Below are 23,900 nucleotides of genomic sequence, written 5' to 3' on the forward strand. Positions count from 1 at the left end.
ACGGTGGCCTACGAACTGGATGGGCAACTGCCCGAGCCGCCTCGGGCGCGCGGCGCCGGCGCGGCCGCCATGCCCGCGCAGAACATGCCCGCGAAGAACATCGAAGTGCAGGTTCGCAAACCCGTCAGGGCCCATTCGGGCCACTGACGCTTTATTCAACCCTTCTCTCTCGAAGACATCATGAAATCCAATCTCAAAAACACCGTCATCGCCGCACTTGCTGCTCTTGCCGCAGCCGGCGCCTTTGCGGCCGGAACCCATGCCGGCGGCCATGGCCACGATGACGCGATCGGCAAGCCGGGCGTCGCTGCGAAGGCGACACGCACCGTGAACGTCGACATGACCGATGGCATGCGTTTCAACCCTTCGAGCATCGACGTGAAGCAGAACGAGACGGTGCGCTTCGTCGTCACCAACTCCGGAAAGCTCAAGCACGAGCTGGTGCTCGGCACCGAGAAGGAGTTGAAGGAGCACTACGAAGTCATGAAGAAGAACCCGGAGATGGAACACGCCGATCCGAACATGGTGACGCTCGCCGCCGGCAAGACCGGCGAGATCGTCTGGCAGTTCACCAAGGCCGGGAAAGTCGACTTCGCGTGCCTGCAGCCGGGTCACTACGACGCCGGCATGAAAGGCGCCGTCAACGTGACCAAGGCCGCCGCTCGCAAGTAGTCAACCCCGACCCACTCCGAAGGAACTCACATGATCGACATTCGTACCGCTCTCGCCGCAGCCGTTGCTGCACTCGCCCTCTCCGGTTTGGCCTCCGCCAGCGACCTCGCCGAGGGCGAGGTCCGCAAGGTGGACAAGGAAGGCAAGAAGCTCACGCTCAAGCATGGTCCGATGAAGAACCTCGACATGCCTGCCATGACGATGGTCTTCCAGGTGAAGGAAGATGCCCTGCTGGACAAGGTCCAGGCCGGGGACAAGGTCCGTTTCCAGGCCGAGAAGATCGACGGCAAGTTCACCGTCACCAGGCTCGAAGCGGCGCGCTAGGTCTCGGTTCGCCGGCTCGGCCGGCACTTCAACCCAAGGAGAACGCCATGTCACACGAGAAATACGCCCAGTGCATCGCTGCCTGCAACGATTGCGCGACGGCGTGCAATCACTGCGCCGCGGCTTGCCTGGCCGAGGACGACGTGAAGATGATGGCCAAGTGCATCGCGCTGGACATCGATTGCGCTGCCATCTGCCAGTTGGCCGCTGCAGCGATGGCGCGCGGCAGCGCCTACGCGAGCGCCATCTGCAAGTTGTGCGCCGAGATCTGCACGGCTTGCGGCGACGAGTGCGCGAAGCACAAGGCGAAGCATTGCAAGGACTGCGCAAAGGCTTGCCACCGCTGTGCCGACGAGTGCCAGAAGATGGTCCACTAGGCCGCCTGCAAAGGGTTCCTCATCTGGCAAACGGCGTATCCCGCAAGGCCGCACCGATCTGCTCGCGAAGCGCCAGCAGCGGCGCACTCAGCGCAAGCGCCACCTCGTTCGCCGGGTCGGTGGTGGAGACGCTGGCATTGAGCACATGCACGCGCTCGTTCTCGAGCACCAGCGGCGTGGCGAGGGCGACGATCTCGGGCTGCCATGAGGCCACGCACCAGCCGCGCCGGCGCACGCTGTCGATCGCCTTGTCTATCTCCTTGCGAAGCCGCGGCCAGTCGCCGCGGCGCGCCTCGAATTCCTTCTGCAGTTCGGCACGCCGCGCCTGCGGCGCCACGGCCAGCCAGGCGCGCCCGAGCGAGGTGAGTTCGATCGGCACGCGCTGGCCGCTCACTACGCTGCGCAGCGACGCCTTCTTGTTGTAGCGGATCGATTCGAGATACAGCATCTCGGAACGGTCGGCGACCGCGAGCCCGACGTTGATGTGCAGCTTCTCAGCCACGGCACGCATCCGCGGCGCGGCCACCTGCAGCACGGCGGAGCCGGTGCGCATGGCGTGCGCGAAGCTCAGCACCGGCGCCGCCAACCGGTAGGCACGCGCCGAGCGGTCATGCTCGAGCAGGCCGGCGCCAACCAGCGTCTGCGTGAGGCGGCTCACGGTGGCCGGTGCCAGGCCGGTGCGCTCCGCGAGCTCGCCGTTGCCGAGCAGCGTGGAGCCGGGACGGAAGGCGCGGAGGATCTCGATTCCGCGTTCGAGCGAGCGGTTGGGTGGGGTCGCCATGCGATGTCTCCTTGCGCGCCTCCTCTCTAATTCCATCCAGTGGAATGAGGCGGGTGCGTTCGCCGAGTATGCGTCCTAAGCTTTGGACACATCGATTCACCCAGAGAAAGAGAGACATCCATGCATGCATTCCTTCGATTCGCCGCGACGCTCGCGTTCGCGGCGCTCACTGCGCCACCCGCCCTCGCGGCCTTCCCGGACAAGCCGCTGCGCGTCATCGTCCCCTTCGCGCCCGGCGGCGGCACCGACGCCATCACGCGCTCGCTCGGCATCGGCCTGAGCGAAGCGCTGGGCCAGCCCGTCATCGTCGACAACAAGCCGGGTGCGGGCACCATCATCGGCACCGACGCCGTCGCCAAGAGCGCGCCCGACGGCTACACGCTGGTGATGGCCACCTTCGCGCACGCCGTCAATCCCGCGCTGCAACCCAAGCTGCCTTACGACACGGACAAGGCCTTCGCACCGATCGCGCTGATCGGCGTCTCGCCCAACGTGCTGGTGGTGCGCGCCGACCGGCCCTACAAGACGGTCGCGGAGCTGGTGGCGGCTGCCAAGGCCAAGCCGGGTTCGCTGACCTTCGCCTCGCAGGGCAACGGCACTTCGGCGCACCTGGCCGGCGAGCTCTTCAAGAGCCTGGCCAAGGTCAACATCACCCACGTGCCCTACCGTGGCGCGGGGCCGGCGATGACCGACCTGCTCGGCGGCCAGGTCGACATGATGTTCGCCACCGCAGCTGCCGCGCGGCCCTTCGTCAGCGCGGGAAAGATGCGCGCGCTCGCAGTGACCACCGCGCATCGTTCGCCGGCCTATGCCGACGTGCCCACGCTCGCCGAATCCGGCGTGCCGGGCTACGCGGCGGAGAGTTGGTACGGCCTCTATGCGGCGGCCGGCACGCCCAAGGACGTGATCGCGCGCCTGAACGACGCGGTGCGCCGTGCCGTGAAGGCCGACGCCTTCGTGAAGCAGACCCAGGCGGAAGGCCTGGCGGTCAACGTCGGCACGCCGCAGGAACTCGATCGCTACGTGCGGGCCGAGGAGGTGCGTTGGCGCAAGGTCGTCAAGGACGGAAACATCACAGTCGATTGAAGAACCCATCATGAACACATCCACCCAGATCGAGCTGAAGGTCGAGGCCGGCATCGCCACCCTTACCCTCAACCGCCCCGAGAAGCGCAACGCCATCAGCGATGCGATGCGCAGCGAGCTCATCGCCGCGCTCGAACAGGTTGCCGGCGACGCCAAGATCCGCGCACTCGTGCTGACCGGCAACGGCAAGGGCTTCTGCGCCGGCGGCGACGTGGCCGGCATGCAGCGGCGCATGGACGCACCGGCCGGCGAAGTCGGCTTCAACGGCTGGACGCGACAGCAGCGCGTACATCACTCGGTCGCGTTGCTGCACACGATGCCGAAGCCGGTGATCGCGGCCGTGAACGGCTCGGCCAACGGCCTGGGCGCCGATATGGCGCTGGCCTGCGACTTCGTCATCGCTTCCGAAGAAGCCAGCTTCGCCTGGAGCTATATCAAGCGCGGGCTGATCCCCGACGGCGGCGGCATGTACTTCCTGCCGCGGCGCGTCGGCCTGTCGCGCGCCAAGCAGTTGATCTTCACGGGGCGCAAGGTCGAAGCCGCCGAGGCCCTGCAGCTCGGCATTGCCGATCGCCTGTGCCGGCCCGATGCGCTGCTGGCCGATGCGCAGGCCTGGGCAGGCGAACTGTCGCAGGGCTCGGCGGCGGCGCTGGCGTTCGGCAAATCCATCATCGACCAGAGCTTCGAGTTGCCGGCCGAGCAGGTCTTCGCGCGGGGCAGCCAGGCGCAGGGCATCTGCTACACGACGCAGGAACATCGCGATGCGGTGCTGGCCTTCCTGAATGTCGGCACGAAGGAGAAATCGGCATGAACGACGCGATCGCGCGCCTCCTCAAGCCCCGCAGCGTGGCAGTGATCGGCGCTTCGGCCGATCCGTCCAAGACGGCCGGCCGGCCAGTCGCCTACCTGACCAAGCACGGCTTCACCGGCGCGATCTACCCGGTGAATCCGCGCGCTGCCGAGATCGGCGGACTGAAGAGCTACCCCGATGTGCAGTCGCTGCCCGAGGCGCCCGACGTCGGCATCGTGCTCCTGGGCGCGGAGCGCGCGCATGAAGCGGTGCGCGAACTCGCCGCGCGCGGCACCTCGGCCGCGATCGTGCTGGCGAGCGGCTACACCGAGGTCGGCGAAGAAGGCGCGCGCCGCCAGCAGCAGTTGATGGAAGCCGCGGGCCGCATGCGCATCCTCGGACCCAACACGATCGGCCTGGTCAACCTCACCGACAGCATCACCTTGTCGGCGACCGGCGCGCTCGAGATGGAGGGCTTCGAGGCCGGCCACATCGGCGTAGTCTCGCAAAGCGGCGGCATCCTGGGCGCCCTGCTCTCGCGTGCGGCGGCGCGCGGCATCGGCCTGTCGAAGCTGATCTCGACCAGCAACGAGGTCGATCTCGACCTGGCCGATTTCGTCGACCACCTCGCGGACGACGAAGCCACTTCGGTGATCGCGCTCTACATGGAAGGCCTGCGCCATCCGGCCAGGTTCCGCGCGGCGGCACTGAAGGCGGCGCAGAAGGGCAAGCCGGTGGTGGTGTTCAAGGTCGGCCGCTCGGAGGCCGGCGCCACGGCCGCCGTGTCGCATACCGGCGCGCTGGCCGGCGCGGACCGCATGTACGACGCGCTGTTCCGCGAGGTCGGCGTGCTCCGCGCGCAGAGCTTTGCCGACCTGCTCGACATTCCCGCAGCGCTGGCGACGGCGCGCGTGCCGCGCGGCAAACGCGTGGCGGTGCTCACCTCGACGGGCGGCGCCGGCACGCTGGTGGCCGACAGCCTCGGCAGCGCGGGCTTCGAAACGCCGGCGCCGGATGCGGAAACCGCGGCTAGCCTGCGCGCGCTGCAGTCGGGCGAGCATGCGGTGCTCGACCGCAATCCGATCGACGTCACGCTCGCCGGCCTGCAGCCCGCCTTGCTGCGCGGCGCGATCAAGGCGCTGCTCGCGAGTCCGTCCTACGACGCGGTGGTCGTGATCGTGGGCTCTTCGGGTCTCGCGATGCCGGACCTGATGGCCGACGCCATCCACGACAGCCTGCCGGGCAGCGACAAGCCCTTGCTGGCCTACGTGAGTCCGCACGCGCCCGGCATCGCGAGCCTGCTGAACCAGCGCGGCGTGCCGGCCTTCATGGCGCCGGAGAGCTGCACCAGCGCGCTGGCCGCGATGCGCGAGCGGGCGCTGTGGGCCGCGCCCGCGGCGGGCTCCGCGCTTCCGGCGCCGGCAGGCATCGACGACCTGCCCCGCGGGTCGCTGAACGAAGCGCAGGCCAAGCAGCTGTTCGAACGCTTCGGCGTTCCTTGCGTGCGCGAGCGTGTCGTTGCGAATGCGCAGGAGGCAGCGCATGCTGCGCGCGAACTCGGCGGCACGGTGGTGCTGAAGATCCTGTCGTCCGAGATCACGCACAAGAGCGATGTGGGCGGCGTGGCCGTCAATGTCGATTCCGAGCTGGTGGGCGCGCGGCTGGAACGCATGGCCGTCGATGTGGAATCGCGCGCGGGCGTTCGGCCGCGGCAGTTCATCGTGCAGGAGATGGTGAGCGGCGGCGTCGAACTCATCCTGGGTTTTCATCGCGACCCGCTCGGTTGCGCCGTGCTGCTCGGCATGGGCGGCGTCACGGCCGAGCTTCTGAAGGACACCACGCTCAGGATGCTGCCGCCCAGCGGCCTGTCGCGCGAGCAAGCCGGCGCGCTGGTGCGCGAGCTCAAGACCTGGCCGCTGCTCGACGGCTTTCGCGGCCGGCCGGCGTGCGATGTCGATGCGCTGGTCTCGGCCATCGTGTGCTTCTCGCAGATGGCGGCGGCGCTCGGCGAACGCCTCATCGAAGCGGAGATCAATCCGATCTTCGTGCTGCCCCAGGGGCAAGGCGTGCGCGCCGCCGACGGCGTGGCCGTGCTCGCGCCCTGATTCGATCCACAACAAAGAACGGAGACACCATGAACCCGAACCGCATTTCGCGCCGAAACTTCAACCATGTCGTCGGCTTCGCGCTGGCGGCCTTGCCGCTGCTGGCGAACGCACAGGCCTTTCCGTCCAAGCCCATCCGCATCGTCGTGCCCTTCGCGGCCGGCGGCCCGACCGACCTGATGGCGCGCGCCATCGCCAAGAACATGGCGACCAGCATGGGGCAGCCGGTGATCGTCGACAACAAGCCGGGCGGCGGCGGCGTGATCGGCATGAGCGAGGTCGCGCGCGGGCCGGCCGACGGCTACACGATGGTGTTTCCCTCGATCCTTGCGGTCACCAATCCGGCGCTGATGCCCAACTACCCCTTCGACACGCTGCGCGACTTCGCGCCGCTCACGGTGGTGGGTTTCATTCCGCATGCGGTGGTCGTGAAGCCGGACTTCCCGGCCAAGACCTTGCAGGACCTGGTGGCGATGGCCAAGGCCAAACCCGAAAGCCTCTCCTACGGCTCCTCGGGCAACGGCACCTCGGCGCACCTGGGAGCCGCGCTGTTCGCGCAGCGCGCGGGCATCCGCGCGACGCATGTGCCCTACCGCGGCGCGGGCCCGGCGGTGCAGGACCTGCTGGGCGGACAGATCCAGTTCATGTTTCTCGACATGAGCTCGGCGCTGGCGCAGATCAAGGCCGGCAAGCTGCGCGCGCTCGCGGTGGCACCCAAGTCGCGCTTCGCCGGCCTGCCCGAGGTGCCGAGCGTGGCCGAGCAGGGCTATCCGGGGTTCGACGTACATGGCTGGTACGGGTTGCTGCTGAAGGCCGGCACGCCGGCGCCGGTCATGCAGTGGCTCTACGCCGAGGTCAAGCGCGCGCTCGATACGCAGGAGGTGCGCGAGATCTTCCAGGCCCAGGGCATCGAGCCCGGCGGCATGCCGCCGGCCGAGTTCACGGCACTGGTGCGCGACGACCTGGCGTTGTGGAAGCGCACCGTCGAGCAACTCAACATCACGCTGCAATGAACATCGCCATCCCTGACGACTACCAGGACTGCGTCCGCACGCTCGACTGCTTCGGCAAGCTGGCGGGACACGAGGTCCGCATCTTCCACGACTCGGTCAAGAGCACCGACGAGCTCGCCGCACGCTTCGCGGATGCCGAGGCCATCGTGCTCACGCGCGAACGCACGCGCATCGACACGGCGCTGCTCGAACGCCTGCCGAAGCTGCGCCTTGTCTGCCAGACCGGCAAGCTCGCGGGCCACGTCGATCTCGCGGCCTGCACGGGCCGCGGCGTGGTGGTGACGGAAGGCAGGGGCGCAGGCTCGGCCACGGCGGAGCTCACCTGGGCGCTGACGCTGGCGAGTCGCCGGCACCTGCTCGATGAAGCCACGCGCCTTCGACAAGGCCGATGGCAAGGCCATCTAGGCCAGCAGCTCGGCGGCCAGCGCTTGGGCGTGTGGAGCTACGGGCGCATCGGCCGCCAGGTGGCTGCCTACGGTCGCGTGTTCGGCATGAAGGTCTGGGTGTGGGGCCGCGAAGGCTCGACCTCGGCGGCCCGCGCGGATGGTTTCGAAGTGGCGCCCTCGCGCGAAGCCTTCTTCGCCGAAAGCGACGTGCTCAGCCTGCATCTGAGGCTCAACGCGCACACCTGGGGCATGGTCACGGACCACGACCTCGGCCGCATGAAGACCAGCTCCCTGCTCGTAAACACCAGCCGCGCCGAGCTGATTGCCGCCGGTGCGCTGGAGCGCGCGCTGATGCTGGGGCGGCCCGGCTTCGCAGCCGTCGACGTGTTCGAGGAAGAACCAGTGCGCGGTGCCGCGCATCCGCTCGTGCACCTGCCCAACGCGCTGTGCACGCCGCACATCGGCTACGTCGAACGCGACAACTACGAGCGCTACTTCGGCATCGCCTTCGACCACATCAACCAGTTTGCCGAGGGAAGATTGAAAGAGGCGCTCAATCCTTCGGTCTTGCCGACGGCTTAGGGCTTGTCCTCGGACGTCTGGCCGAAGCGCTGGAACATGGCCGACCCGAGCCGTTTGATCTCCATCATCGCATCGGTCTTCGGCGCTTCTTCGCCGGCAAGAACGGCCGCCGCGTGCGATGCGGAGGCGCTTGCCCTTCGCGCACGGTTCGCGCACTTGGCAAGCTCCTGCTTGCGCTCGCTCGGCGTGAAGTAGGCAGCGTCCCTCAGCAAGGTCTCGGCAACCCGCAGCGCGGCCTCTGCGGCACTCAGGCTCATGTGGATGCCGGCACGTACGCGATTGCCGTAATCGTTCTCTTCCTTGAGCCGAAGCTCCGCCTCCTGCTGGGATGACGGAAGGACGCCCAGATCGGTGGGCGCGAAGTAGGGCACGGCCTGCACCCCCAGGCTTCGACCTGCGATCACCTCTTCGATGGCAGTCCTAGCTTTCTCGATCGTTTCCAGATCCAGATTTTCCATGTCAGCCTCTTTTTGCGACAGGCTCAAGTGTGGGGCGAGCAGCGCTGATGCGCACGTCTTCTGCACTGGAAACTCGGGCAACTCGTCAATTTTTGGCAACAGAAGAATCGCACAGCCGCGACCGAGAAATGCTCGGCCGCGCGAAGGTAGAACTTAACTACTGATTCGAGGATCTCTTCGAGCCGGACGCCAAGTTATCCTGTCATTCCTCCCGTCTCGCACGAGTACTTCCACGTCCCCCCGCCCATCACGCCAAGCGCTAGCCCCTCATCAAGACTCTCATGCGCTTTGAAGGAACTCTCAAGACATGGAACGACGAGCGCGGCTTCGGATTCATCGAGTCCACTCAAGGCGGGCAGGAGATCTTCGTCCACGTCAAGGCGTTCAAGGCCCGAACTGGCCGGCCGCAGATCAATCAGGTGTTCTCGTTCGAGATTGAACTCGGGCCTCAGGGCAAGAAACGTGCAAAGAACGTTGCACCCGTGCGGGCCGTCCGCACGCGCCTCAAGTCGCGTGGCGAATCTCAGGCCCAGTGGGGAGTCGCCTCGCTGTTCGCCATTCCTGTCTTCTTGATCCTGTTCGTCGCAGTCAGCTTGCTCTGGAGACCACCCCTCTGGTTTGCCGCTGTCTACGTCGTTGGCAGTGCGCTCACGTTCCTGGCCTACGCAGTCGACAAGTCGGCTGCACGCCGCCAAGCTCGGCGCACGTCGGAAAGCACTCTTCACCTTCTGGCCCTTGCTGGGGGATGGCCAGGCGCGCTCCTCGCGCAACAGTGCCTGCGTCACAAGTCCACCAAGGCTGAGTTCCGCAGCGTATTCTGGGCAACGGTCGTTCTCAATGCGCTTGGCTTCGTGGCTTTGAGCTCTCCGCTGAGTAGTTTGTGGGCGCGAGCCTGAGGTCGAATCCTTCCTTCGAGCGGGCGCCCACGACCGTCTGCTCAAGTCAAACGTCAAGCTGCATTTCATGTCTCCATCCAAGCCTCCGCTCTTTCGCAAAGTGAACACTACTGCGCATGGTGTTCATCACGCGCGTGGCAGGATGTATCTCTATGAGCGGATCGATGAGCCCTTCCAGCCTTGTCCCGCAATGCAAGTGCTGCACACACACCTTCAACGGCATTCCGTTCACCCGGGCGTTCGCTGGTCTACGCGGGACCGTTGAGCCTGGAGGCGACAGGTCCTGGTCCCCTGCAGACCCCTTCTTCCGGGGACCCACAAGCAAAAAGGGCTAGCAGCCTGGTAACTGCTAACCCTCTTGATGTTTGGCGGAGTGGACGGGACTCGAACCCGCGACCCCCGGCGTGACAGGCCGGTATTCTAACCAACTGAACTACCACTCCTGGTAGACAACGTTCGCTCCACATGGAGCCAAGTGCTGCGACTTGTGCCTGCTTCACCACTCGGTGAAAACTGGCGACCCTACGGGGATTCGAACCCCGGTAGCCACCGTGAAAGGGTGGTGTCCTAGGCCTCTAGACGATAGGGTCAAAACCTTCGGAACCGCGCTGCGATCAGCGCTTGTTTTCTCGACGCCCTGATGGTGGAGGTAAGCGGGATCGAACCGCTGACCTCTTGCATGCCATGCAAGCGCTCTCCCAGCTGAGCTATACCCCCTTGGGTGTCGAGCCTCAAATTATAGCCTGAAAAATCAGGCCGCTTTCAATCTCGTGACGACTGTTTCACGAGAAAAGAGCGAGAGCACCGCGTCGAGCGACGGCGTCTGTGGCGTTCCCATCACGAGCACGCGCACCGGCATCGCGAGCGCAGGCATCTTGAGGCCGTGCGCGGCCAGCACTTCCTTGATGGCGGCTGCGATCGCCGCCTTGTCCCATGCGGCGACGTTCGCGAGCTTGTCGGCCAGCGTCGCGATCGCGGGGCGCACGGCGTCAGTCACATGCTGCGCACGATCGGTTTCGCTCGGCGCGACGTCGGCGTAGAAGGCGGCAGCCCAGTTCGCGAGGGCGACCGTGGTGTCACAGCGATCCTTGAAAAGACCGCAGATCGCAGGCAGCCGATCGTCGGCCGCGATGTCGAGCGTCTGCAGTTGGGCCGTGACCAGCGGCGCCAGCGCGTCGTCGGCCATCGCCTTCAGGTGCTGCGCATTGACCCAGCGCAGCTTGGCCTCGTCGAACTGCGCGGCGCTGCGGCCCAGGTGATCGAGATTGAACCACTCGATGAACTGTGCGCGCGTGAAGATCTCGTCGTCGCCATGGCTCCAGCCGAGCCGCGCGAGGTAGTTGACCATCGCATCGGGCAGGAAGCCTTCGTCGCGGAACTGCGTGACGGGCTTGGCGCCGTTGCGCTTGCTCATCTTCTCGCCCTGCTCGTTGAGCACGGTCGGCAGGTGGGCGTAGACCGGCGGCTCCTTGCCGAGCGCACGGAAGATGTTGATCTGGCGCGGCGTGTTGTTGACGTGGTCGTCGCCGCGGATCACGTGCGTGATGGCCATGTCGATGTCGTCGACCACCACGCAGAAGTTGTAGGTGGGCGTTCCGTCGGGGCGTGCGATCACGAGGTCGTCGAGCTCGTCGTTGCCGATCTCGATGCGACCCTTGACCTTGTCGTCCCAGGCCACCACGCCGCCGCGTGGATTGCGAAAACGCAGCACCGGCTGCACGCCCTCGGGGACGGGTGGCAGCGTCTTGCCGGGCTCCGGGCGCCAGGTGCCGTCGTAGCGCGGCTTCTGCTTGGCAGCCATCTGCTTCTCGCGCAGCGCGTCGAGTTCGGCCACGCTCATGTAGCAGGGGTAGACCTGGTTTGCCGCCTGCAGTTCGGCCAGCACCGCCTTGTAGCGGTCCATGCGCTGCATCTGGTAGTACGGGCCCTCGTCGTGGTCGAGGCCCAGCCATTGCATGCCTTCGAGGATCACGTCGACGGCCGCCTGCGAGGAGCGCTCGAGGTCGGTGTCCTCGATGCGCAGGATGAAGTCGCCGCCCGTGGAGCGCGCGAAAGCCCATGGGTAGAGGGCGGAGCGGATGTTGCCGAGGTGAATGAAGCCGGTCGGCGAGGGAGCGAAGCGGGTACGGGTCTTTTGCGTCATGCGAGGGTGCTCAAGCCGCGCAGCAAGTCGGCCTTGATGTCGTCGATATGGTCCAGCCCGACCGCCACGCGGACCAGGCCCTGGCCGATGCCGGCCGCCTGGCGCTGCGCCTCGGTGAGGCGGCCGTGCGAGGTGGTGGCCGGATGGGTGATGGTGGTCTTGGTGTCGCCGAGGTTGGCGGTGATGCTCAGCACGCGCGTGCTGTCGATCACATGAAAAGCGTTGGCGCGCGCCGACTGCGGCTCGTCGCCCCGCACGTCGAAGGAGACCACTGCACCGCCCTGCCCCGACTGCTGGCGCATCGCGAGCTCGTGCTGCGGATGCGAGGCCAGGCCGGGGTAGTAGACGCGCGTGATGCCCGGCTGCGTTTCGAGCCACTGCGCGAGCGCGAGCGCCGCGGCGCAATGCGCCTGCATGCGGATGCCCAGCGTTTCGAGCCCCTTGAGCACGACCCAGGCGTTGAAGGGCGACAGTGCCATGCCCGCGGTGCGCACTACCGGGCCGAATACGTCGTTGATAAGCTTGGCCGGGCCGCAGATCGCACCGGCCAGCACGCGGCCCTGCCCTTCGAGGTACTTGGTGCCCGAATGGATCACGAGGTCGGCCCCCAATTCGGTGGGCCGCTGCAGGGCCGGCGAACAGAAGCAGTTGTCGACCGCCAGCAGCGCGCCCGCGTCGTGCGTGAGATCGGCCAGCGCGCGGATGTCGCACACGTCGGTCAGCGGATTGGTCGGCGTCTCGGCGAAGAGCAGCTTGGTGCTCGGTCGCATGGCCGCTTTCCATTCGGCGACATCGGTCTGCGAGACGAAAGTGGTCTCAACGCCGAACTTGCCGAACTCGCGCCCAATCAGGTTGAGCGTGGAGCCGAACACCGAGCGCGAGCACACCACGTGATCGCCGGCCTTCAGCAGCCCCATGCACATCATGAGGATCGCGCCCATGCCGCTCGACGCGCCGATCGCGGCCTCGGTGCCTTCGAGCGCGGCCAGGCGCTGTTCGAAGCTCGCGACCGTCGGGTTCGAGGTGCGCGTGTAGGTGAAGCCTTCCTCGGTGCCCGCGAAGCGGCGCGCCGAAGTCTCGGCATCGGGCTGCACGAAGCTGCTCGTGAGGAACAGCGCCTCCGAGTTCTCGCCGTACTGGCTTCGCTCGAGCGCCGTGCGCACCGCGAGCGTGTCGCGGTGCAGGCCTGGGGGCAACGATCGGTCGGTCACGTCGTGGTTCTTCTTCTATTCGCTCAGATTGGGCAGCGCGAGGCGCGAGGAGTCTTCCTCGGTCTCCTCGATGCGGGGACGGTTGCCGTTCATGCGCGTGATGGCCTCGGTGTCGATGTCGCCGGTCACGTAGACGCCGTCGAAGCACGAGGCATCGAAGCCGTCGAGCTTCAGCGTTCCCGCCGTGCCCGGCATGGCTTTCAGGATGGCGCGCTTCATGCCTTCGACGTCCTGGTAGATCAGCGCGTCGCAGCCGATCAGCTCGCGCACCTCTTCGATGGTGCGGTCGTGCGCGACCAGTTCGTCCTTGGTCGGCATGTCGATGCCGTAGACGTTGGGGTAGCGCACCGGCGGCGCGGCGCTCGCGAGGTAGACCTTGCGCGCGCCGGCCTCGCGTGCCATCTGCACGATTTCGCGGCTGGTGGTGCCGCGCACGATCGAGTCGTCGACCAGCAGCACGTTGCGGCCCTTGAACTCGCTCGCGATCACATTGAGCTTCTGGCGCACCGACTTCTTGCGCACGCCCTGCCCCGGCATGATGAAGGTGCGGCCCACGTAGCGGTTCTTCACGAAGCCTTCGCGGTACGGGACGCCCAGCAGGTGCGCGAGCTGGGTCGCGCTCGGGCGGCTCGATTCGGGGATCGGGATGATCACGTCGATCTCGTTCGGCGGCACCGTCGAGACCACGCGCTTGGCCAGCGTTTCGCCGAGGTTCAGGCGCGCCTGATAGACCGAGATGCCGTCGAGCACGGAATCCGGCCGCGCCAGGTACACGAATTCGAAGATGCACGGATTCAGGGTCGGCGACTCGGCGCATTGCTCGGCATGCACCTGGCCCTGCAGGTCGATGAACACGGCTTCGCCCGGCGCGATGTTGCGTTCGAACACGTGGCCCGAGCCTTCGAGCGCCACCGATTCGCTGGCCACCATCACGGTGCCGTCGGCGTTGCGGCCCATCGCCAGCGGCCGGATGCCGTAGGGGTCGCGGAAAGCGAGCAGGCCGTGGCCTGAAATCAGCGCCACCACGGCATAGGAGCCGCGCAACCGGCGGTGCACGTTGCGCACAGCGGCGAACAGCGTCTCGGAAGTGAGCATGCCGTCGCGCGTCACGCGGTCGAGCTCGTGCGCCAGCACGTTGAGCAGCACTTCGGAATCGCTCTCGGTGTTGGTGTGGCGATGGTCGGTCGAGAACAGCTCTGCGCGCAGCGCATGCGCATTGGTGAGGTTGCCGTTGTGCACCAGCACGATGCCGAAGGGCGCGTTCACGTAGAAGGGCTGCGCCTCTTCCTCGCTGTAGGCATTGCCGGCGGTCGGATAGCGCACCTGCCCCAGCCCGACGCTGCCCGGCAGCGCCCGCATGTTGCGCGTGCGGAACACGTCGCGCACCATGCCCTTGGCCTTGTGCATGAAGAACTTGCGTTCCAGCAGGGTGACGATGCCGGCCGCATCCTGGCCGCGGTGCTGCAGCAGCAACAGCGCGTCATAGAGCAGCTGATTGACGGGTGCGTTGCTGACAACGCCGACGATTCCACACATGAAGCGATCCTCTCAGGGCAGGTAGCTTGCCAACTTTTCAGGCAGCGCGGGTTTCAGGCCCTGCAATGCCGCATCGAGAACAATGGCGCTGCGCGATTCCTGCCACCAGGCACTGTCGCTCAACGCCAGCAAATGAACCACGACCGCCATGGCCAGCAGGGCGACCGCCCCGCGCGCCACGCCGAAGGCCGCGCCCAGCACGCGGTCCACCGGCCGCAGCCCCACGGCCGCGATGAGCTTGCGCGTGATCGCTGCCACCAGCCCGACGCCGAACGCCACCGCGACGAACACCAGCACGAACCCCGCCGCATAGCGCCAGCTGGCCGCCGGGTCGCCGAAAGGCAGCCAAGCTCCAGCATCGTCCGCCAGCCACTGCGCGCAGAAGAAGGCGGCGACCCAGCCCGCCAGCGATATCACCTCGAACACCAGGCCGCGCACCAGGCCGAAAAGCATCGACACCACCAGCAGCACGATGGCGATCCAGTCGAAGAGCGCCACGCCAGTTCTACAAGCTGAGGACGGAGGCCGACAAAGACAAGCCCTTGACGCGGCTCGCCGCCTTGTCCGCCTCGGCGCGCGTGCCGAAGGGGCCGACGCGCACACGCGTGCGCTGCTCGCCGTCGGCCGTCTTCGCGACGTTGGTGTAAGTCTTGAGCCCGGCCTTTTCCAGCTTCTGCCGCACCTCGCGCGCCTTGTCGGCATCGGCGAAGGCGCCGACCTGGACGACGAAGCGGCCGCTGTCGTCGGATGCGACGGCGGGCTTGGCTGCTGCTGCGGCGGCGGCTTTGCCTTCGAGCAAGGCGCGGGCGCGGTTGCCGTCATCGGCCGGCTTGGCCGGCGCCGGCTTTTCGGGCTTGGCCTCGGCGCGCGCTTCGGGCTTGACCTCCGGCTTCGGCTTGGGTTCGGGCTTGGGTTCCGGCTTCGCTTCGGCGACGGGTGCGGCCGGCTTGGTGTCGGCGGGCGGCGCCCCGGGTACCGGCCTGGATGGTGGGATTTCGGCACCGTCCGCCGACTCGGTGATCATGCCGCCGCCGGAGGGCGCTGTGGCACCCGTGCTCGCGCCGGTCGACGGCGTGGTGGTCGTTGCGGGCGCGGGCGTCGAAGGCGGGGCGAGCGGCTTGGCCTTGCTGCGATCCGGAATCTCGATCGGGATGTCGACCGACACGGGGCGAGGCTGGGTGTCGAACAACAAGGGGAAGCCGATCACGCCGACCAGCACCAGCACCGCGGCGCCCAGAAGCCGGTGCCGCGCGCGGCGGCGCATCGCCTCGATACTTTCCGCCGGCGCCGCTGCGACGCTGGTGTTTCGCCCTTCGTTGGCCTGCGGACCGCGGCTGCGGAACTTGAAGAACGCCATGAAATTCGTTTCCCTGATGGAGTGCAGCGTGAGTTGGAAAAGGCGCCGGAAATCAGGCCAATCAGGAGCCCGGCGACAAGTGCCGAGCCCGCAGACGAGGTGTTCCGTGCTCGAGCACACCACCCACTGTGAAGAACGATCCGAAGACGACGATTCTATCAGCGGGGTCTGCGCGATCGATGGCCGCCTGCAAGGCTTCCATCGGTGCCGGGTGCACGCTGGCCGAGGCGTCGGCGCGCGTGTTCTGCGCCTGCCACCGGGCCAGCAGATCGGCCGCCTTGGCCGCGCGCGCGGTCGGCAGATCGGTGAAGTACCAGCGGTCGATCAAGGGCCCGATGCGGGCGAACATGGGCGCCAGGTCCTTGTCGGCCATCACGCCGAACACGCCATGGGTGGTCGGATAGAAGCCCATCGCGTCGAGGTTCTCCGTCAGCGCCGCGACCGCGTGCGGGTTGTGCGCCACGTCGAGCACCAGCGCCGGCTCGCCCGGAACGATCTGGAAGCGCCCCGGCAGCTCGACCATCGCGAGGCCGGTGCGCACGGCCTGCGCCGTGACCGGCAGCCGCTGCCGCAGCGATTCCAGCGCGGCCAGCACGCCGGCCGCATTGACCAGCTGGTTGGCGCCGCGCAGCGCCGGATAGGCCAGCCCGCTGTAGCGGCGGCCGCGGCCGCTCCAGCCCCACTGCTGCTTGTCGCCCGAGATGTTGAAGTCGCGGCCCGCGCGCCAGAGATCGGCGCCGATGGCCTCCGCGTGATCGATCACGCTTTGCGGCGGCATCGGGTCGCTGACGATTGCGGGACGGCCGGCGCGCATGATGCCGGCCTTCTCGAAGCCGATGCTTTCGCGGTCCGGCCCGAGAAAATCCATGTGGTCCAGGTCGATGCTGGTGATCACGGCACAGTCGGCGTCGACGATGTTGACCGCATCCAGCCGGCCGCCCAGGCCGACTTCCAGGATCGCGACGTCGGGCTTGCTCGCCGCCGTGCACAGCAGGATGGCCAGCGTCGTGAATTCGAAGTAAGTCAGCGCGACCTCGCCGCGCGCCTGCTCGACCGCCTCGAAATGCGTCGACAGCGCGTTGCCGTCGACCGCCTCGCCGGAGAGGCGCAGCCGCTCCTCGAAGCGCACCAGGTGCGGCGAGGTGAACACCGCCGTGCGGTAGCCCGCATGCGTGAGGATCGACTCGAGCATCGCGCAGGTCGAACCCTTGCCGTTGGTGCCGGCCACGGTGATCACCGGGCAGCCGAAGGCGAGGCCGAGCTTCAGGGCGACCGCGCGCACGCGGTCGAGCCCGAGCTCGATGTTCTTGGGATGCAGGCGCTCGGCGTGCGCGAGCCAGTCGGCAAGGCTTTTCATGGAGGCCGGAATTGTCGCCGACCCGCCGCGCGGGCATCATCGCGGGCATGACTACGCTCTATGGCATCACGAACTGCGACACCGTCAAACGCGCCCGCGCCTGGCTCGACGAGCATGGCGTGGCCTACCGCTTCCACGATTTCAAGAAGGAAGGCGTGCCCGAGGCCGAACTTGACCAGTGGCTGCGCGCGCCCGGCTGGGAGGCCCTGGTCAACCGCCGCGGCACCACTTGGCGTCGGCTCGACGATGCGACGCGCGCCTCGGTGGTCGATGCCGCCTCGGCGCGTGCGGCGCTGCTCGCCAATCCGAGCCTGATCAAGCGCCCGGTGGTCAACTGGGGCCCGCTGCACGGCGTTAGCACAGGGTTCGACGCCGCCCAATGGAAGAAAGACCACGCCGTGTAAACGGTTGAACCCTGGCCCTCGGCTCGCGTCCAACCGGCTTCAGCGGGGCTTGCGCCCCAACCTCAGGAGTTTCCGACATGCGCACGCAAAAAACCATTCGCAACACCACGGCCCTTTCGCTCCTGGCAGCCCTGGCCGGCACCGCCAGCCTGGCCCAGGCGGAGCAGGTCTGGGCCCGCGTGATCTCGGCCACGCCCCAGCACGAAGCGACCGGCACCACCCGCTACAACGTCACCTACGAATACGGCGGCCGGCAGTACACCACGATCACCGACACCCGCCCCGGCGCCAGTATCCCGATCGAGGTCGGCGACTACGGCGTCGCCACCACTTCGCCGGTGGCGCCCCAGCCGCAGCTGGCGCCCCGTCCCGCCGAGGCCGGCCAACCCGACTGGAACAACGTGGTGCCCGAGCCGGGCGTGGTGGTCTCGGGCGGCGGCGCTCCGGCGCCGGTCTACAGCCAGCCGGTTCCGGTCTACACGCAGCCGGCACCCGTCTACTACGCCCCGGCCCCGGTCTACGTGGCTCCCGCCTACTATCCGCAGCCCTATATCTATCCGCCGGTGGGCATTTCGCTCAACCTCGGCTACTCCCGCGGATGGGGCGGCTATCGCGGCGGCTACCACGGCCGCTGGCGCTGAGCCCCGGGCCGGAAGGCCTGCCGGTACAGCCTAAAATCACGGGCTTTCCACCGGCGCCAGGCCTTCCTTCCCATGACGACAACCGAATCCCTTCACAGCGCCGCGGTAGCGACCAAGGCGAACGTGTATTTCGACGGCAAGTGCGTGAGCCATAGCCTCACGCTCGCCGACGGCAGCAAGAAATCGGTGGGCGTGATCCTTCCGTCCACGCTCACTTTCAACACCGGCGCGCCCGAAGTCATGGAAGGCACCGGGGGCCGCTGCGAATACCTGCTCTCCGGCAGCAGCGAATGGGCAAGCTCGGGGCCGGGCGACAAGTTCAACGTGCCGGGCAACTCCAGCTTCCAGATCCGCGTGAGCGGCGAGCCCTACAGCTACATCTGCCACTTCGGCTGAACCGGGATTCCTCTCATGTCGACCATTCTTCAGAACGTTCCCGCCGGCCAGAAGGTTGGCATCGCCTTTTCAGGCGGCCTCGACACCAGCGCCGCGCTGCACTGGATGCGCAACAAGGGCGCCATTCCCTACGCCTACACCGCCAACCTGGGCCAGCCCGACGAGCCGGACTACGACGAGATCCCGCGCAAGGCCATGCTTTACGGCGCCGAGAAGGCGCGGCTGGTCGACTGCCGCACGCAGCTCGCCGCCGAAGGCCTTGCCGCGCTGCAGGCCGGCGCCTTCCACGTCACCACCGCCGGCGTCACCTACTTCAACACCACGCCGCTGGGCCGTGCCGTCACCGGCACCATGCTGGTGTCGGCCATGAAGGAAGACGACGTCCACATCTGGGGCGACGGCAGCACCTACAAGGGCAACGACATCGAGCGCTTCTATCGCTACGGCCTGCTCACCAACCCGGCGCTGAAGATCTACAAGCCCTGGCTGGACCAGGTCTTCATCGACGAGCTGGGCGGGCGCGCCGAGATGTCCGAATTCATGCAGAAGGCCGGCTTCGCCTACAAGATGTCGGCCGAGAAGGCCTACTCGACCGACTCCAACATGCTCGGCGCCACGCACGAGGCGAAAGACCTGGAGCACCTGAACAGCGGCATGAAGATCGTGCAGCCGATCATGGGCGTGGCCTTCTGGAAGGACGAGGTCGAAGTCAAATGCGAAGAGGTCACCGTTCGCTTCGAGGAGGGCCGCCCGGTCGCGATCAACGGCGTCGAATATCCGAGCCTGGTCGAGCTGCTGCTGGAAGCCAACCGCGTCGGCGGCCGCCACGGCCTGGGCATGAGCGACCAGATCGAGAACCGCATCATCGAGGCCAAGAGCCGCGGCATCTACGAGGCCCCCGGCCTGGCGCTGCTGTTCATCGCCTACGAGCGCCTGGTCACCGGCATCCACAACGAGGACACCATCGAGCAGTACCGCGACCACGGCCGCCGCCTGGGCCGCCTGCTCTACCAGGGCCGCTGGTTCGACCCGCAGGCCATCATGCTGCGCGAGACCGCGCAGCGCTGGGTGGCGCGCGCGGTGACGGGCGAAGTCACGGTCGAGCTGCGCCGCGGCAACGACTACTCGATCCTCAATACCGAGTCGCCCAATCTCACCTACAAGCCCGAGCGGCTGACGATGGAAAAAGGCGAATCGAGCTTCTCGCCGGCCGACCGCATCGGCCAGCTCACGATGCGCAACCTCGACATCGTCGACACGCGCGACAAACTGGCGATCTACACGCAGGCCGGGCTGCTGTCTTCGGGCCATGGCGCTTCGCTGCCCCGGCTGAAGAACGACGAACGCGAGTAAGCCTGAGCGGGGGCTGCGGTCAGTCGCCGCCTCCGCCGCAGCCCGAGCCGCCGTCGCCGCCATCCCCGCCGCTCGACTCGCTGCCGCCGAAGCCGCCGGAATCGCCCGACGCGCCACCGGAATCGCCGAAGCTGCTGCCGCAGTGGGTGCCGGAGGCGGCCTGGGCATCGATGTCCTTGCAGTCCGGAACGTAGCGGAATCCGCCTTCGATGCCGAACTTGGCGTCGAGCGCGAACAGGAGCGGCAGCCGCGCCGGCGTGCGCGGATCGATGCTCTCCTCCTTGCAGGTCCAGTACCAGGTACGGCGCAGCCCGTCGTTGCGACGCGCGTCCTGCCCCAGCACCTCCGCCGGCGTGTGGTGCAGCAGCCCGCCGAAAGCCGCCGCACACCAGCGCTGGTAGCCCTGCGTGTGCAGGATGAACTCGTGCCAGGCGGCGTCGACCAGCTTGGACGGCATGGCCACGAACTGGCGGCCGCTGCGCAGATGCGCCATGAAGAACTGGCGCAGGCCGCGCAGCACCAGGTCGCAATCGCGCTCCTGCAGCTGCGGATAGGCAGCGCGCAGCTTGGCGGCCAGGAAGCGCGGGAAGCTGGCCTCGCGCACGAACTGGCGCCGCACGCTCAATTCCCAGACGGCGAGCGCATGGCCGAACACCAGCGCAATGGCGCTGGCGCCGACCAGCGCGCCGGCGGTCCGGTAACTCAGAATCACCAGAATGGCGACCAGCCACATCAGCCGCCGGCCCCACAGTAGCGCCTGGATGCGGCGCCGGAAGTTGAGCTGCAGCAGCTCCGTCACACGACCACCGGCTCCGGCTCCAACCGGATGCCGAAACGTTCGTAGACGCTGGTCTGGATCGCCTTGGCCAGCGTCATGACCTCGCCGCCGGTCACCGGATGGGCGGCGCCGCCGCGGTTGACCAGCACCAGCGCCTGCTTCTCGTAGACGCCGGCATTGCCGACCGACTTGCCCTTCCAGCCGCAGGCATCGATCAGCCAGCCAGCCGCCAGCTTGATGCTGCCGTCGGCCATCGGGTAGTGCACGATTTTCGGATCGCGCGCGATGATGTCGGCGCACTGCTCGGGCGTGACGGTCGGGTTCTTGAAGAAGCTGCCGGCATTGCCGAGCACGCGCCAGTCGGGCAGCTTGGCCGTGCGGATGGCGCAGACCCAGTCGAAGATTTCGGTCGCGCTGGGCGTGAAGTTGCCGGATTCGGCCATCTTGCGCTCCAGGTCGAGGTAGCCGAGCACCGGTTTCCAGGGGCGGGGCAGCCGAAAGCGCACGCGCGTGATCAGCGCCCGCCCGCTCAGCCCGAAATCGTTCTCGCCGCTGGCCGTGTGCTTGAACACCGAGTCGCGGTAGCCGAAGGCGCATTGCGCGGCGTCGAGCGTGAAGGCGCGGCCGGTTTCCAGGTCGATGGCGTCGAGCGCGTCGAAGCGGTCCTGCAGCTCGACGCCGTAGGCGCCGATGTTCTGCACCGGCGCGCCGCCCACCGTGCCGGGGATCAGCGCCAGGTTTTCGAGGCCGGGGAATCCCTGATCCAGCGTCCAACGCACGACCTCGTGCCAGGTCTCCCCGGCGCCCACCTCCACGATCCAGGCGCGGGGCGTCTCTTCGACCAGCCGGCGGCCCTTGATCTCGACCTTGAGCACCAGCGGCTTGACGTCGCCGGTCAGCACGATGTTGCTGCCGCCGCCGAGCACGAACTTGGCCGCGCCGCGCCACTCTGCATCCGCCAGCACCGCCGCCACGTCGGCCTCGCCCGCGACGCGCACCAGGTGCTGGGCGCGCGCGACGATGCCGAAGCTGTTGTGCTGCTGCAGCGGTACGTTGTGCTCCACGATCATGGGAGAATTGTCGCATTCACACAGAGCGAAGCCGAGGAGAGTCCATGCCGTCTTTCGATACCGTCTGCGAGCCCAATCTGCCCGAGGTCAAGAATGCCGTCGAGAACACGGCCAAGGAAATCGCCACGCGTTTCGACTTCAAGGGCACCGCGGCCGCCGTCGAACTCAAGGACAAGGAAATCACGCTGATCGGCGACGCCGAATTCCAGCTGGTGCAGGTCGAGGACATCCTGCGCAGCAAGCTCACCAAGCGCAGCGTCGACGTGCGTTTCCTCGACAAGGGCGACGTGCAGAAGATCGGCGGCGACAAGGTCAAGCAGGTGATCAAGGTCAAGAACGGCATCGAGAGCGAGACCGCCAAGAAGATCCAGCGCCTGATCAAGGACAGCAAGCTCAAGGTGCAGGCCGCGATCCAGGGCGACGCGGTGCGCGTGACCGGTGCCAAGCGCGACGACCTGCAGGCCGCGATGGCGCTGATCAAGAAGGACGTGCCCGATATGCCGCTGTCCTTCAACAACTTCCGGGACTAGTCCCCTCATGAAACCGATCCTTCCGCTGCTGCTGCTGGCCGCGGCATGCAGCTTCGCGCACGCCCAATCGGTCATGCTCACCGGCACCATCGGCAGCCGCGCCATCCTGATCGTCAACGGCGGCGCGCCGAAGACGGTCGCAGTCGGCGAAACCTTCCAGGGCGTCAAGCTGCTCTCGCTGGGCGCCGAGCAGGCGACGGTGGAGGCCGACGGCAAGCGCGTGCTGCTGCGCATGGACACGCCGGTCAGCATCGGCGGCAGCGGCCCCGGCGGTGGCGGCGGCAACCGCATCGTGCTGCCTGCCGACAGCCGCGGGCACTTCATGACGCAGGGCACGATCAACGGCCGCACGGTCAACTTCATGCTCGACACCGGCGCCACCAGCGTCGCCCTGTCGGCTGCGGATGCGCAGCGCATCGGCCTCGACTTCAGCAAGGGGCAGCTGATCCGCATGAACACGGCCAACGGCGTCGCGCAGGCCTACCGACTGCGGCTCAATTCGGTGCGCGTGGGCGACGTCGAGGTCTACGACGTCGAGGCGGTGGTCTCTCAGCAGCCGATGCCCTATGTGCTGCTGGGCAACAGCTTCATCAACCGCTTCTCGATGCGGCGCGACGCGGATCAGATGGTCCTCGAAAAACGCTACTGAGCTGCGGCGGTCACGACAATCTCGATCTTGTAGGCCGGCTTGGCCATCGCCGCCTGCACCGTCGCGCGCGGCGGCGTGTGGCCGGCGGGGATCCATGCGTCCCATACTTCGTTCATCGCCGTGATGTCGGCGATGTCGGCCAGGAAGATCTGCGTCATGAGGATGCGCGACTTGTCGCTGCCGGCCTCGGCCAGCAGGCGGTCGACCATCGCGAGCACCTGCGAGGTCTGGCCGCGGATGTCCTGCGTCGTGTCGTCGGGCACCTGGCCCGCGAGGTAGATGGTGCCGTTGTGAACCGCCGTCTCGCTGAGGCGCGGACCGACGTGAAAGCGCTGAATGGTGCCCATGGCCGATTACTCCTGTGTCCTTGTCTTCGATCCGAGCCGGGACTCGGTGCCGGCCGCGAGCCGGCGAATGTTTTCGCGATGCCGCCAGATCAGCAGCAGGCTGATCGCGACCAGTGCCGCCAGCACCGTGGGATGCAGCGGCCAGGCGATGCCGCCGCCGATCAGGTAATAGGCCGGCGCGAAGAAGGCCGCCACCAGCGAAGCCAGCGACGAATAGCGGAAGAAGACGGCGATGATCAGCCAGGTGGTGCCGGTTGCCAGCCCCAGCAGCCATTCGATGCCGACCAGCGCACCGGCCGCCGTCGCGACGCCCTTGCCGCCCTGGAAACCGAAGAACACCGGGTAGAGATGCCCCAGAAAGGCCGCCAACCCGGCCAGCGCCGCCGTGCCAGGTCCCATGCCGAAATCGGCGCCGAAGCGATGGACCAGGAACACCGGCACCCAACCCTTGAGCGCATCGAGCAGCAGCGTCGCGAGCGCCGCCCCCTTGTTGCCCGAGCGCAGCACATTGGTGGCGCCCGGGTTCTTGCTGCCGTAGCTGCGGGGGTCGGCCATGCCGAGCGATTTGCTGACGATCACCGCGAAGGACAGCGATCCGAGCAGGTAGGACAGAACGATCGCGATGAGCGAGGGAAGGTAGGAACTCACGGTGTCTCCA

At 67.3% G+C, this 23,900-nt stretch carries 27 protein-coding genes and 3 tRNA genes; 15 read left to right on the top strand and 15 right to left on the bottom strand.

The genetic code is table 11. The features are described from left to right. The first annotated feature begins 180 nt into the window (after window positions 1-180). From AC3A6B_RS25070 to AC3A6B_RS25080, 3 genes are read left to right on the top strand one after another with little or no spacing between them, the layout of a single operon-like run. Entirely contained in the window at window positions 181-672 is a 492-nt protein-coding gene (locus tag AC3A6B_RS25070; protein ID WP_487839357.1) for a cupredoxin domain-containing protein, read from the top strand. 30 nt (window positions 673-702) lie between these two features. Then, window positions 703-996 carry a copper-binding protein gene (locus AC3A6B_RS25075; protein WP_487839358.1) on the top strand — a complete coding sequence of 98 codons (294 nt, stop codon included), beginning with the start codon at window positions 703-705 and terminating at the stop codon, window positions 994-996. A 47-nt stretch (window positions 997-1,043) separates the two neighbouring features. Then, the gene (locus AC3A6B_RS25080; RefSeq protein WP_487839359.1) at window positions 1,044-1,373 is read left to right on the top strand and encodes a four-helix bundle copper-binding protein; all 330 of its coding nucleotides are present in this window, start codon (window positions 1,044-1,046) and stop codon (window positions 1,371-1,373) included. 19 nt (window positions 1,374-1,392) lie between these two features. Here the strand turns inward: AC3A6B_RS25080 and AC3A6B_RS25085 are convergent, their stop codons facing one another. After that, window positions 1,393-2,154 carry an IclR family transcriptional regulator gene (locus AC3A6B_RS25085; protein ID WP_487839360.1) on the bottom strand — a complete coding sequence of 254 codons (762 nt, stop codon included), beginning with the start codon at window positions 2,152-2,154 and terminating at the stop codon, window positions 1,393-1,395. A 120-nt stretch (window positions 2,155-2,274) separates the two neighbouring features. On the opposite strand from AC3A6B_RS25085, the gene AC3A6B_RS25090 reads away from it, so the two are divergent. From AC3A6B_RS25090 to AC3A6B_RS25110, 5 genes are read left to right on the top strand one after another with little or no spacing between them, the layout of a single operon-like run. After that, window positions 2,275-3,240, top strand: coding sequence for a tripartite tricarboxylate transporter substrate binding protein (locus AC3A6B_RS25090; protein ID WP_487839361.1), 966 nt, complete (start codon window positions 2,275-2,277; stop codon window positions 3,238-3,240). Between the two features lie 10 nt (window positions 3,241-3,250). Beyond that, the gene (locus tag AC3A6B_RS25095; protein WP_487839362.1) at window positions 3,251-4,051 is read left to right on the top strand and encodes an enoyl-CoA hydratase/isomerase family protein; all 801 of its coding nucleotides are present in this window, start codon (window positions 3,251-3,253) and stop codon (window positions 4,049-4,051) included. Beyond that, the gene (locus AC3A6B_RS25100; protein WP_487839363.1) at window positions 4,048-6,135 is read left to right on the top strand and encodes an acetate--CoA ligase family protein; all 2,088 of its coding nucleotides are present in this window, start codon (window positions 4,048-4,050) and stop codon (window positions 6,133-6,135) included. The genes AC3A6B_RS25095 and AC3A6B_RS25100 overlap by 4 nt, the downstream gene beginning before the upstream one ends. 29 nt (window positions 6,136-6,164) lie before the next feature. Then, entirely contained in the window at window positions 6,165-7,148 is a 984-nt protein-coding gene (locus AC3A6B_RS25105) for a Bug family tripartite tricarboxylate transporter substrate binding protein (protein WP_487839364.1), read from the top strand. After that, window positions 7,145-8,116 carry a D-2-hydroxyacid dehydrogenase family protein gene (locus AC3A6B_RS25110; RefSeq protein WP_487839365.1) on the top strand — a complete coding sequence of 324 codons (972 nt, stop codon included), beginning with the start codon at window positions 7,145-7,147 and terminating at the stop codon, window positions 8,114-8,116. The genes AC3A6B_RS25105 and AC3A6B_RS25110 overlap by 4 nt, the downstream gene beginning before the upstream one ends. Here AC3A6B_RS25110 and AC3A6B_RS25115 read toward each other — a convergent pair. After that, window positions 8,113-8,601 (bottom strand): hypothetical protein, encoded by a 489-nt coding sequence (locus tag AC3A6B_RS25115; protein ID WP_487839366.1) that lies wholly within the window; start codon window positions 8,599-8,601, stop codon window positions 8,113-8,115. The two genes, AC3A6B_RS25110 and AC3A6B_RS25115, sit on opposite strands and share 4 nt — an antisense overlap. A 254-nt stretch (window positions 8,602-8,855) precedes the next feature. Here AC3A6B_RS25115 and AC3A6B_RS25120 point away from each other — a divergent pair, with 254 nt between their 5' ends. After that, complete coding sequence (locus AC3A6B_RS25120) at window positions 8,856-9,470, top strand: DUF1294 domain-containing protein (RefSeq protein WP_487839367.1); 615 nt, start codon at window positions 8,856-8,858, stop codon at window positions 9,468-9,470. Window positions 9,471-9,836: 366 nt separating this feature from the next. On the opposite strand, the gene AC3A6B_RS25125 is transcribed toward AC3A6B_RS25120, so the two are convergent. The 9 genes from AC3A6B_RS25125 to folC form a co-directional block, all read right to left on the bottom strand. Then, a tRNA-Asp gene (locus AC3A6B_RS25125) sits at window positions 9,837-9,913 on the bottom strand. Window positions 9,914-9,984: 71 nt separating this feature from the next. Further along, a tRNA-Glu gene (locus AC3A6B_RS25130) sits at window positions 9,985-10,060 on the bottom strand. Window positions 10,061-10,111: 51 nt separating this feature from the next. Further along, window positions 10,112-10,187: transfer RNA gene (locus tag AC3A6B_RS25135), tRNA-Ala, on the bottom strand. Between the two features lie 34 nt (window positions 10,188-10,221). Then, complete coding sequence (gltX, locus tag AC3A6B_RS25140; RefSeq protein ID WP_487839368.1) at window positions 10,222-11,613, bottom strand: glutamate--tRNA ligase; 1,392 nt, start codon at window positions 11,611-11,613, stop codon at window positions 10,222-10,224. Continuing rightward, window positions 11,610-12,824 carry an O-succinylhomoserine sulfhydrylase gene (locus tag AC3A6B_RS25145; protein ID WP_487839369.1) on the bottom strand — a complete coding sequence of 405 codons (1,215 nt, stop codon included), beginning with the start codon at window positions 12,822-12,824 and terminating at the stop codon, window positions 11,610-11,612. The genes gltX and AC3A6B_RS25145 overlap by 4 nt, the downstream gene beginning before the upstream one ends. 15 nt (window positions 12,825-12,839) lie before the next feature. After that, window positions 12,840-14,360: an amidophosphoribosyltransferase gene (gene purF / locus AC3A6B_RS25150; RefSeq protein WP_487839370.1), complete on the bottom strand. Its 1,521-nt coding sequence runs from the start codon at window positions 14,358-14,360 to the stop codon at window positions 12,840-12,842. A 12-nt stretch (window positions 14,361-14,372) separates the two neighbouring features. Continuing rightward, a complete protein-coding gene (locus tag AC3A6B_RS25155) occupies window positions 14,373-14,858 on the bottom strand; it encodes a CvpA family protein (protein WP_487839371.1) in 486 nt (161 codons plus the stop codon). Between the two features lie 7 nt (window positions 14,859-14,865). Further along, window positions 14,866-15,717, bottom strand: a complete 852-nt coding sequence (locus AC3A6B_RS25160) for an SPOR domain-containing protein (RefSeq protein ID WP_487839372.1) — start codon at window positions 15,715-15,717, stop codon at window positions 14,866-14,868. 61 nt (window positions 15,718-15,778) lie between these two features. Beyond that, window positions 15,779-17,074, bottom strand: coding sequence for a bifunctional tetrahydrofolate synthase/dihydrofolate synthase (gene folC / locus AC3A6B_RS25165; protein WP_487839373.1), 1,296 nt, complete (start codon window positions 17,072-17,074; stop codon window positions 15,779-15,781). A gap of 47 nt (window positions 17,075-17,121) precedes the next feature. Between folC and AC3A6B_RS25170 the strand changes: the two genes are divergently transcribed. The 4 genes from AC3A6B_RS25170 (at window position 17,122) to argG (ending at window position 19,868) form a co-directional block, all read left to right on the top strand. Further along, window positions 17,122-17,478 (top strand): ArsC family reductase, encoded by a 357-nt coding sequence (locus tag AC3A6B_RS25170; protein ID WP_487839470.1) that lies wholly within the window; start codon window positions 17,122-17,124, stop codon window positions 17,476-17,478. Window positions 17,479-17,555: 77 nt separating this feature from the next. After that, the gene (locus AC3A6B_RS25175; RefSeq protein WP_487839374.1) at window positions 17,556-18,119 is read left to right on the top strand and encodes a hypothetical protein; all 564 of its coding nucleotides are present in this window, start codon (window positions 17,556-17,558) and stop codon (window positions 18,117-18,119) included. Between the two features lie 72 nt (window positions 18,120-18,191). Continuing rightward, window positions 18,192-18,515 carry a pyrimidine/purine nucleoside phosphorylase gene (gene ppnP, locus AC3A6B_RS25180; RefSeq protein WP_487839375.1) on the top strand — a complete coding sequence of 108 codons (324 nt, stop codon included), beginning with the start codon at window positions 18,192-18,194 and terminating at the stop codon, window positions 18,513-18,515. Between the two features lie 15 nt (window positions 18,516-18,530). Beyond that, window positions 18,531-19,868, top strand: a complete 1,338-nt coding sequence (argG, locus tag AC3A6B_RS25185) for an argininosuccinate synthase (RefSeq protein WP_487839376.1) — start codon at window positions 18,531-18,533, stop codon at window positions 19,866-19,868. A gap of 19 nt (window positions 19,869-19,887) precedes the next feature. On the opposite strand, the gene AC3A6B_RS25190 is transcribed toward argG, so the two are convergent. Both AC3A6B_RS25190 and murB read right to left on the bottom strand, forming a co-directional pair. Further along, window positions 19,888-20,601, bottom strand: coding sequence for a glycine-rich domain-containing protein (locus AC3A6B_RS25190; RefSeq protein ID WP_487839471.1), 714 nt, complete (start codon window positions 20,599-20,601; stop codon window positions 19,888-19,890). Window positions 20,602-20,663: 62 nt separating this feature from the next. Further along, on the bottom strand, window positions 20,664-21,716 hold the full coding sequence (murB, locus tag AC3A6B_RS25195; protein ID WP_487839377.1) for a UDP-N-acetylmuramate dehydrogenase: 1,053 nt from the start codon (window positions 21,714-21,716) through the stop codon (window positions 20,664-20,666). 44 nt (window positions 21,717-21,760) lie between these two features. Here murB and AC3A6B_RS25200 point away from each other — a divergent pair, with 44 nt between their 5' ends. Together AC3A6B_RS25200 and AC3A6B_RS25205 are read left to right on the top strand one after the other, a co-directional pair. After that, on the top strand, window positions 21,761-22,246 hold the full coding sequence (locus AC3A6B_RS25200) for a YajQ family cyclic di-GMP-binding protein (RefSeq protein ID WP_126838876.1): 486 nt from the start codon (window positions 21,761-21,763) through the stop codon (window positions 22,244-22,246). Between the two features lie 7 nt (window positions 22,247-22,253). Next, entirely contained in the window at window positions 22,254-22,895 is a 642-nt protein-coding gene (locus tag AC3A6B_RS25205; RefSeq protein WP_487839378.1) for a retropepsin-like aspartic protease family protein, read from the top strand. Here the strand turns inward: AC3A6B_RS25205 and AC3A6B_RS25210 are convergent. Further along, entirely contained in the window at window positions 22,889-23,242 is a 354-nt protein-coding gene (locus AC3A6B_RS25210) for a RidA family protein (RefSeq protein ID WP_487839379.1), read from the bottom strand. The two genes, AC3A6B_RS25205 and AC3A6B_RS25210, sit on opposite strands and share 7 nt — an antisense overlap. Window positions 23,243-23,248: 6 nt before the next feature. Next, entirely contained in the window at window positions 23,249-23,890 is a 642-nt protein-coding gene (gene plsY, locus AC3A6B_RS25215) for a glycerol-3-phosphate 1-O-acyltransferase PlsY (protein WP_487839380.1), read from the bottom strand. Between the last annotated feature and the right edge of the window lie 10 nt (window positions 23,891-23,900).

The organism is Variovorax sp. Soil_C_33, from assembly GCF_057656935.1.

What these genes read in the sequence shown, in the direction of transcription:
- AC3A6B_RS25080 (WP_487839359.1), top strand. Translation starts at nt 1,044, where the DNA reads ATGTCACACGAGAAATACGCCCAGTGCATCGCTGCCTGCAACGATTGC.
- AC3A6B_RS25200 (WP_126838876.1), top strand. Translation starts at nt 21,761, where the DNA reads ATGCCGTCTTTCGATACCGTCTGCGAGCCCAATCTGCCCGAGGTCAAG.
- AC3A6B_RS25085 (WP_487839360.1), bottom strand. Translation starts at nt 2,154, where the DNA reads ATGGCGACCCCACCCAACCGCTCGCTCGAACGCGGAATCGAGATCCTC.
- AC3A6B_RS25190 (WP_487839471.1), bottom strand. Translation starts at nt 20,601, where the DNA reads ATGTGGCTGGTCGCCATTCTGGTGATTCTGAGTTACCGGACCGCCGGC.
- AC3A6B_RS25090 (WP_487839361.1), top strand. Translation starts at nt 2,275, where the DNA reads ATGCATGCATTCCTTCGATTCGCCGCGACGCTCGCGTTCGCGGCGCTC.
- ppnP (WP_487839375.1), top strand. Translation starts at nt 18,192, where the DNA reads ATGACGACAACCGAATCCCTTCACAGCGCCGCGGTAGCGACCAAGGCG.
- argG (WP_487839376.1), top strand. Translation starts at nt 18,531, where the DNA reads ATGTCGACCATTCTTCAGAACGTTCCCGCCGGCCAGAAGGTTGGCATC.
- AC3A6B_RS25205 (WP_487839378.1), top strand. Translation starts at nt 22,254, where the DNA reads ATGAAACCGATCCTTCCGCTGCTGCTGCTGGCCGCGGCATGCAGCTTC.
- gltX (WP_487839368.1), bottom strand. Translation starts at nt 11,613, where the DNA reads ATGACGCAAAAGACCCGTACCCGCTTCGCTCCCTCGCCGACCGGCTTC.
- AC3A6B_RS25070 (WP_487839357.1), top strand. Translation starts at nt 181, where the DNA reads ATGAAATCCAATCTCAAAAACACCGTCATCGCCGCACTTGCTGCTCTT.
- AC3A6B_RS25175 (WP_487839374.1), top strand. Translation starts at nt 17,556, where the DNA reads ATGCGCACGCAAAAAACCATTCGCAACACCACGGCCCTTTCGCTCCTG.
- murB (WP_487839377.1), bottom strand. Translation starts at nt 21,716, where the DNA reads ATGATCGTGGAGCACAACGTACCGCTGCAGCAGCACAACAGCTTCGGC.
- AC3A6B_RS25160 (WP_487839372.1), bottom strand. Translation starts at nt 15,717, where the DNA reads ATGGCGTTCTTCAAGTTCCGCAGCCGCGGTCCGCAGGCCAACGAAGGG.
- AC3A6B_RS25100 (WP_487839363.1), top strand. Translation starts at nt 4,048, where the DNA reads ATGAACGACGCGATCGCGCGCCTCCTCAAGCCCCGCAGCGTGGCAGTG.
- folC (WP_487839373.1), bottom strand. Translation starts at nt 17,074, where the DNA reads ATGAAAAGCCTTGCCGACTGGCTCGCGCACGCCGAGCGCCTGCATCCC.
- purF (WP_487839370.1), bottom strand. Translation starts at nt 14,360, where the DNA reads ATGTGTGGAATCGTCGGCGTTGTCAGCAACGCACCCGTCAATCAGCTG.
- AC3A6B_RS25120 (WP_487839367.1), top strand. Translation starts at nt 8,856, where the DNA reads ATGCGCTTTGAAGGAACTCTCAAGACATGGAACGACGAGCGCGGCTTC.
- AC3A6B_RS25075 (WP_487839358.1), top strand. Translation starts at nt 703, where the DNA reads ATGATCGACATTCGTACCGCTCTCGCCGCAGCCGTTGCTGCACTCGCC.
- AC3A6B_RS25105 (WP_487839364.1), top strand. Translation starts at nt 6,165, where the DNA reads ATGAACCCGAACCGCATTTCGCGCCGAAACTTCAACCATGTCGTCGGC.
- AC3A6B_RS25095 (WP_487839362.1), top strand. Translation starts at nt 3,251, where the DNA reads ATGAACACATCCACCCAGATCGAGCTGAAGGTCGAGGCCGGCATCGCC.
- AC3A6B_RS25210 (WP_487839379.1), bottom strand. Translation starts at nt 23,242, where the DNA reads ATGGGCACCATTCAGCGCTTTCACGTCGGTCCGCGCCTCAGCGAGACG.
- AC3A6B_RS25110 (WP_487839365.1), top strand. Translation starts at nt 7,145, where the DNA reads ATGAACATCGCCATCCCTGACGACTACCAGGACTGCGTCCGCACGCTC.
- AC3A6B_RS25170 (WP_487839470.1), top strand. Translation starts at nt 17,122, where the DNA reads ATGACTACGCTCTATGGCATCACGAACTGCGACACCGTCAAACGCGCC.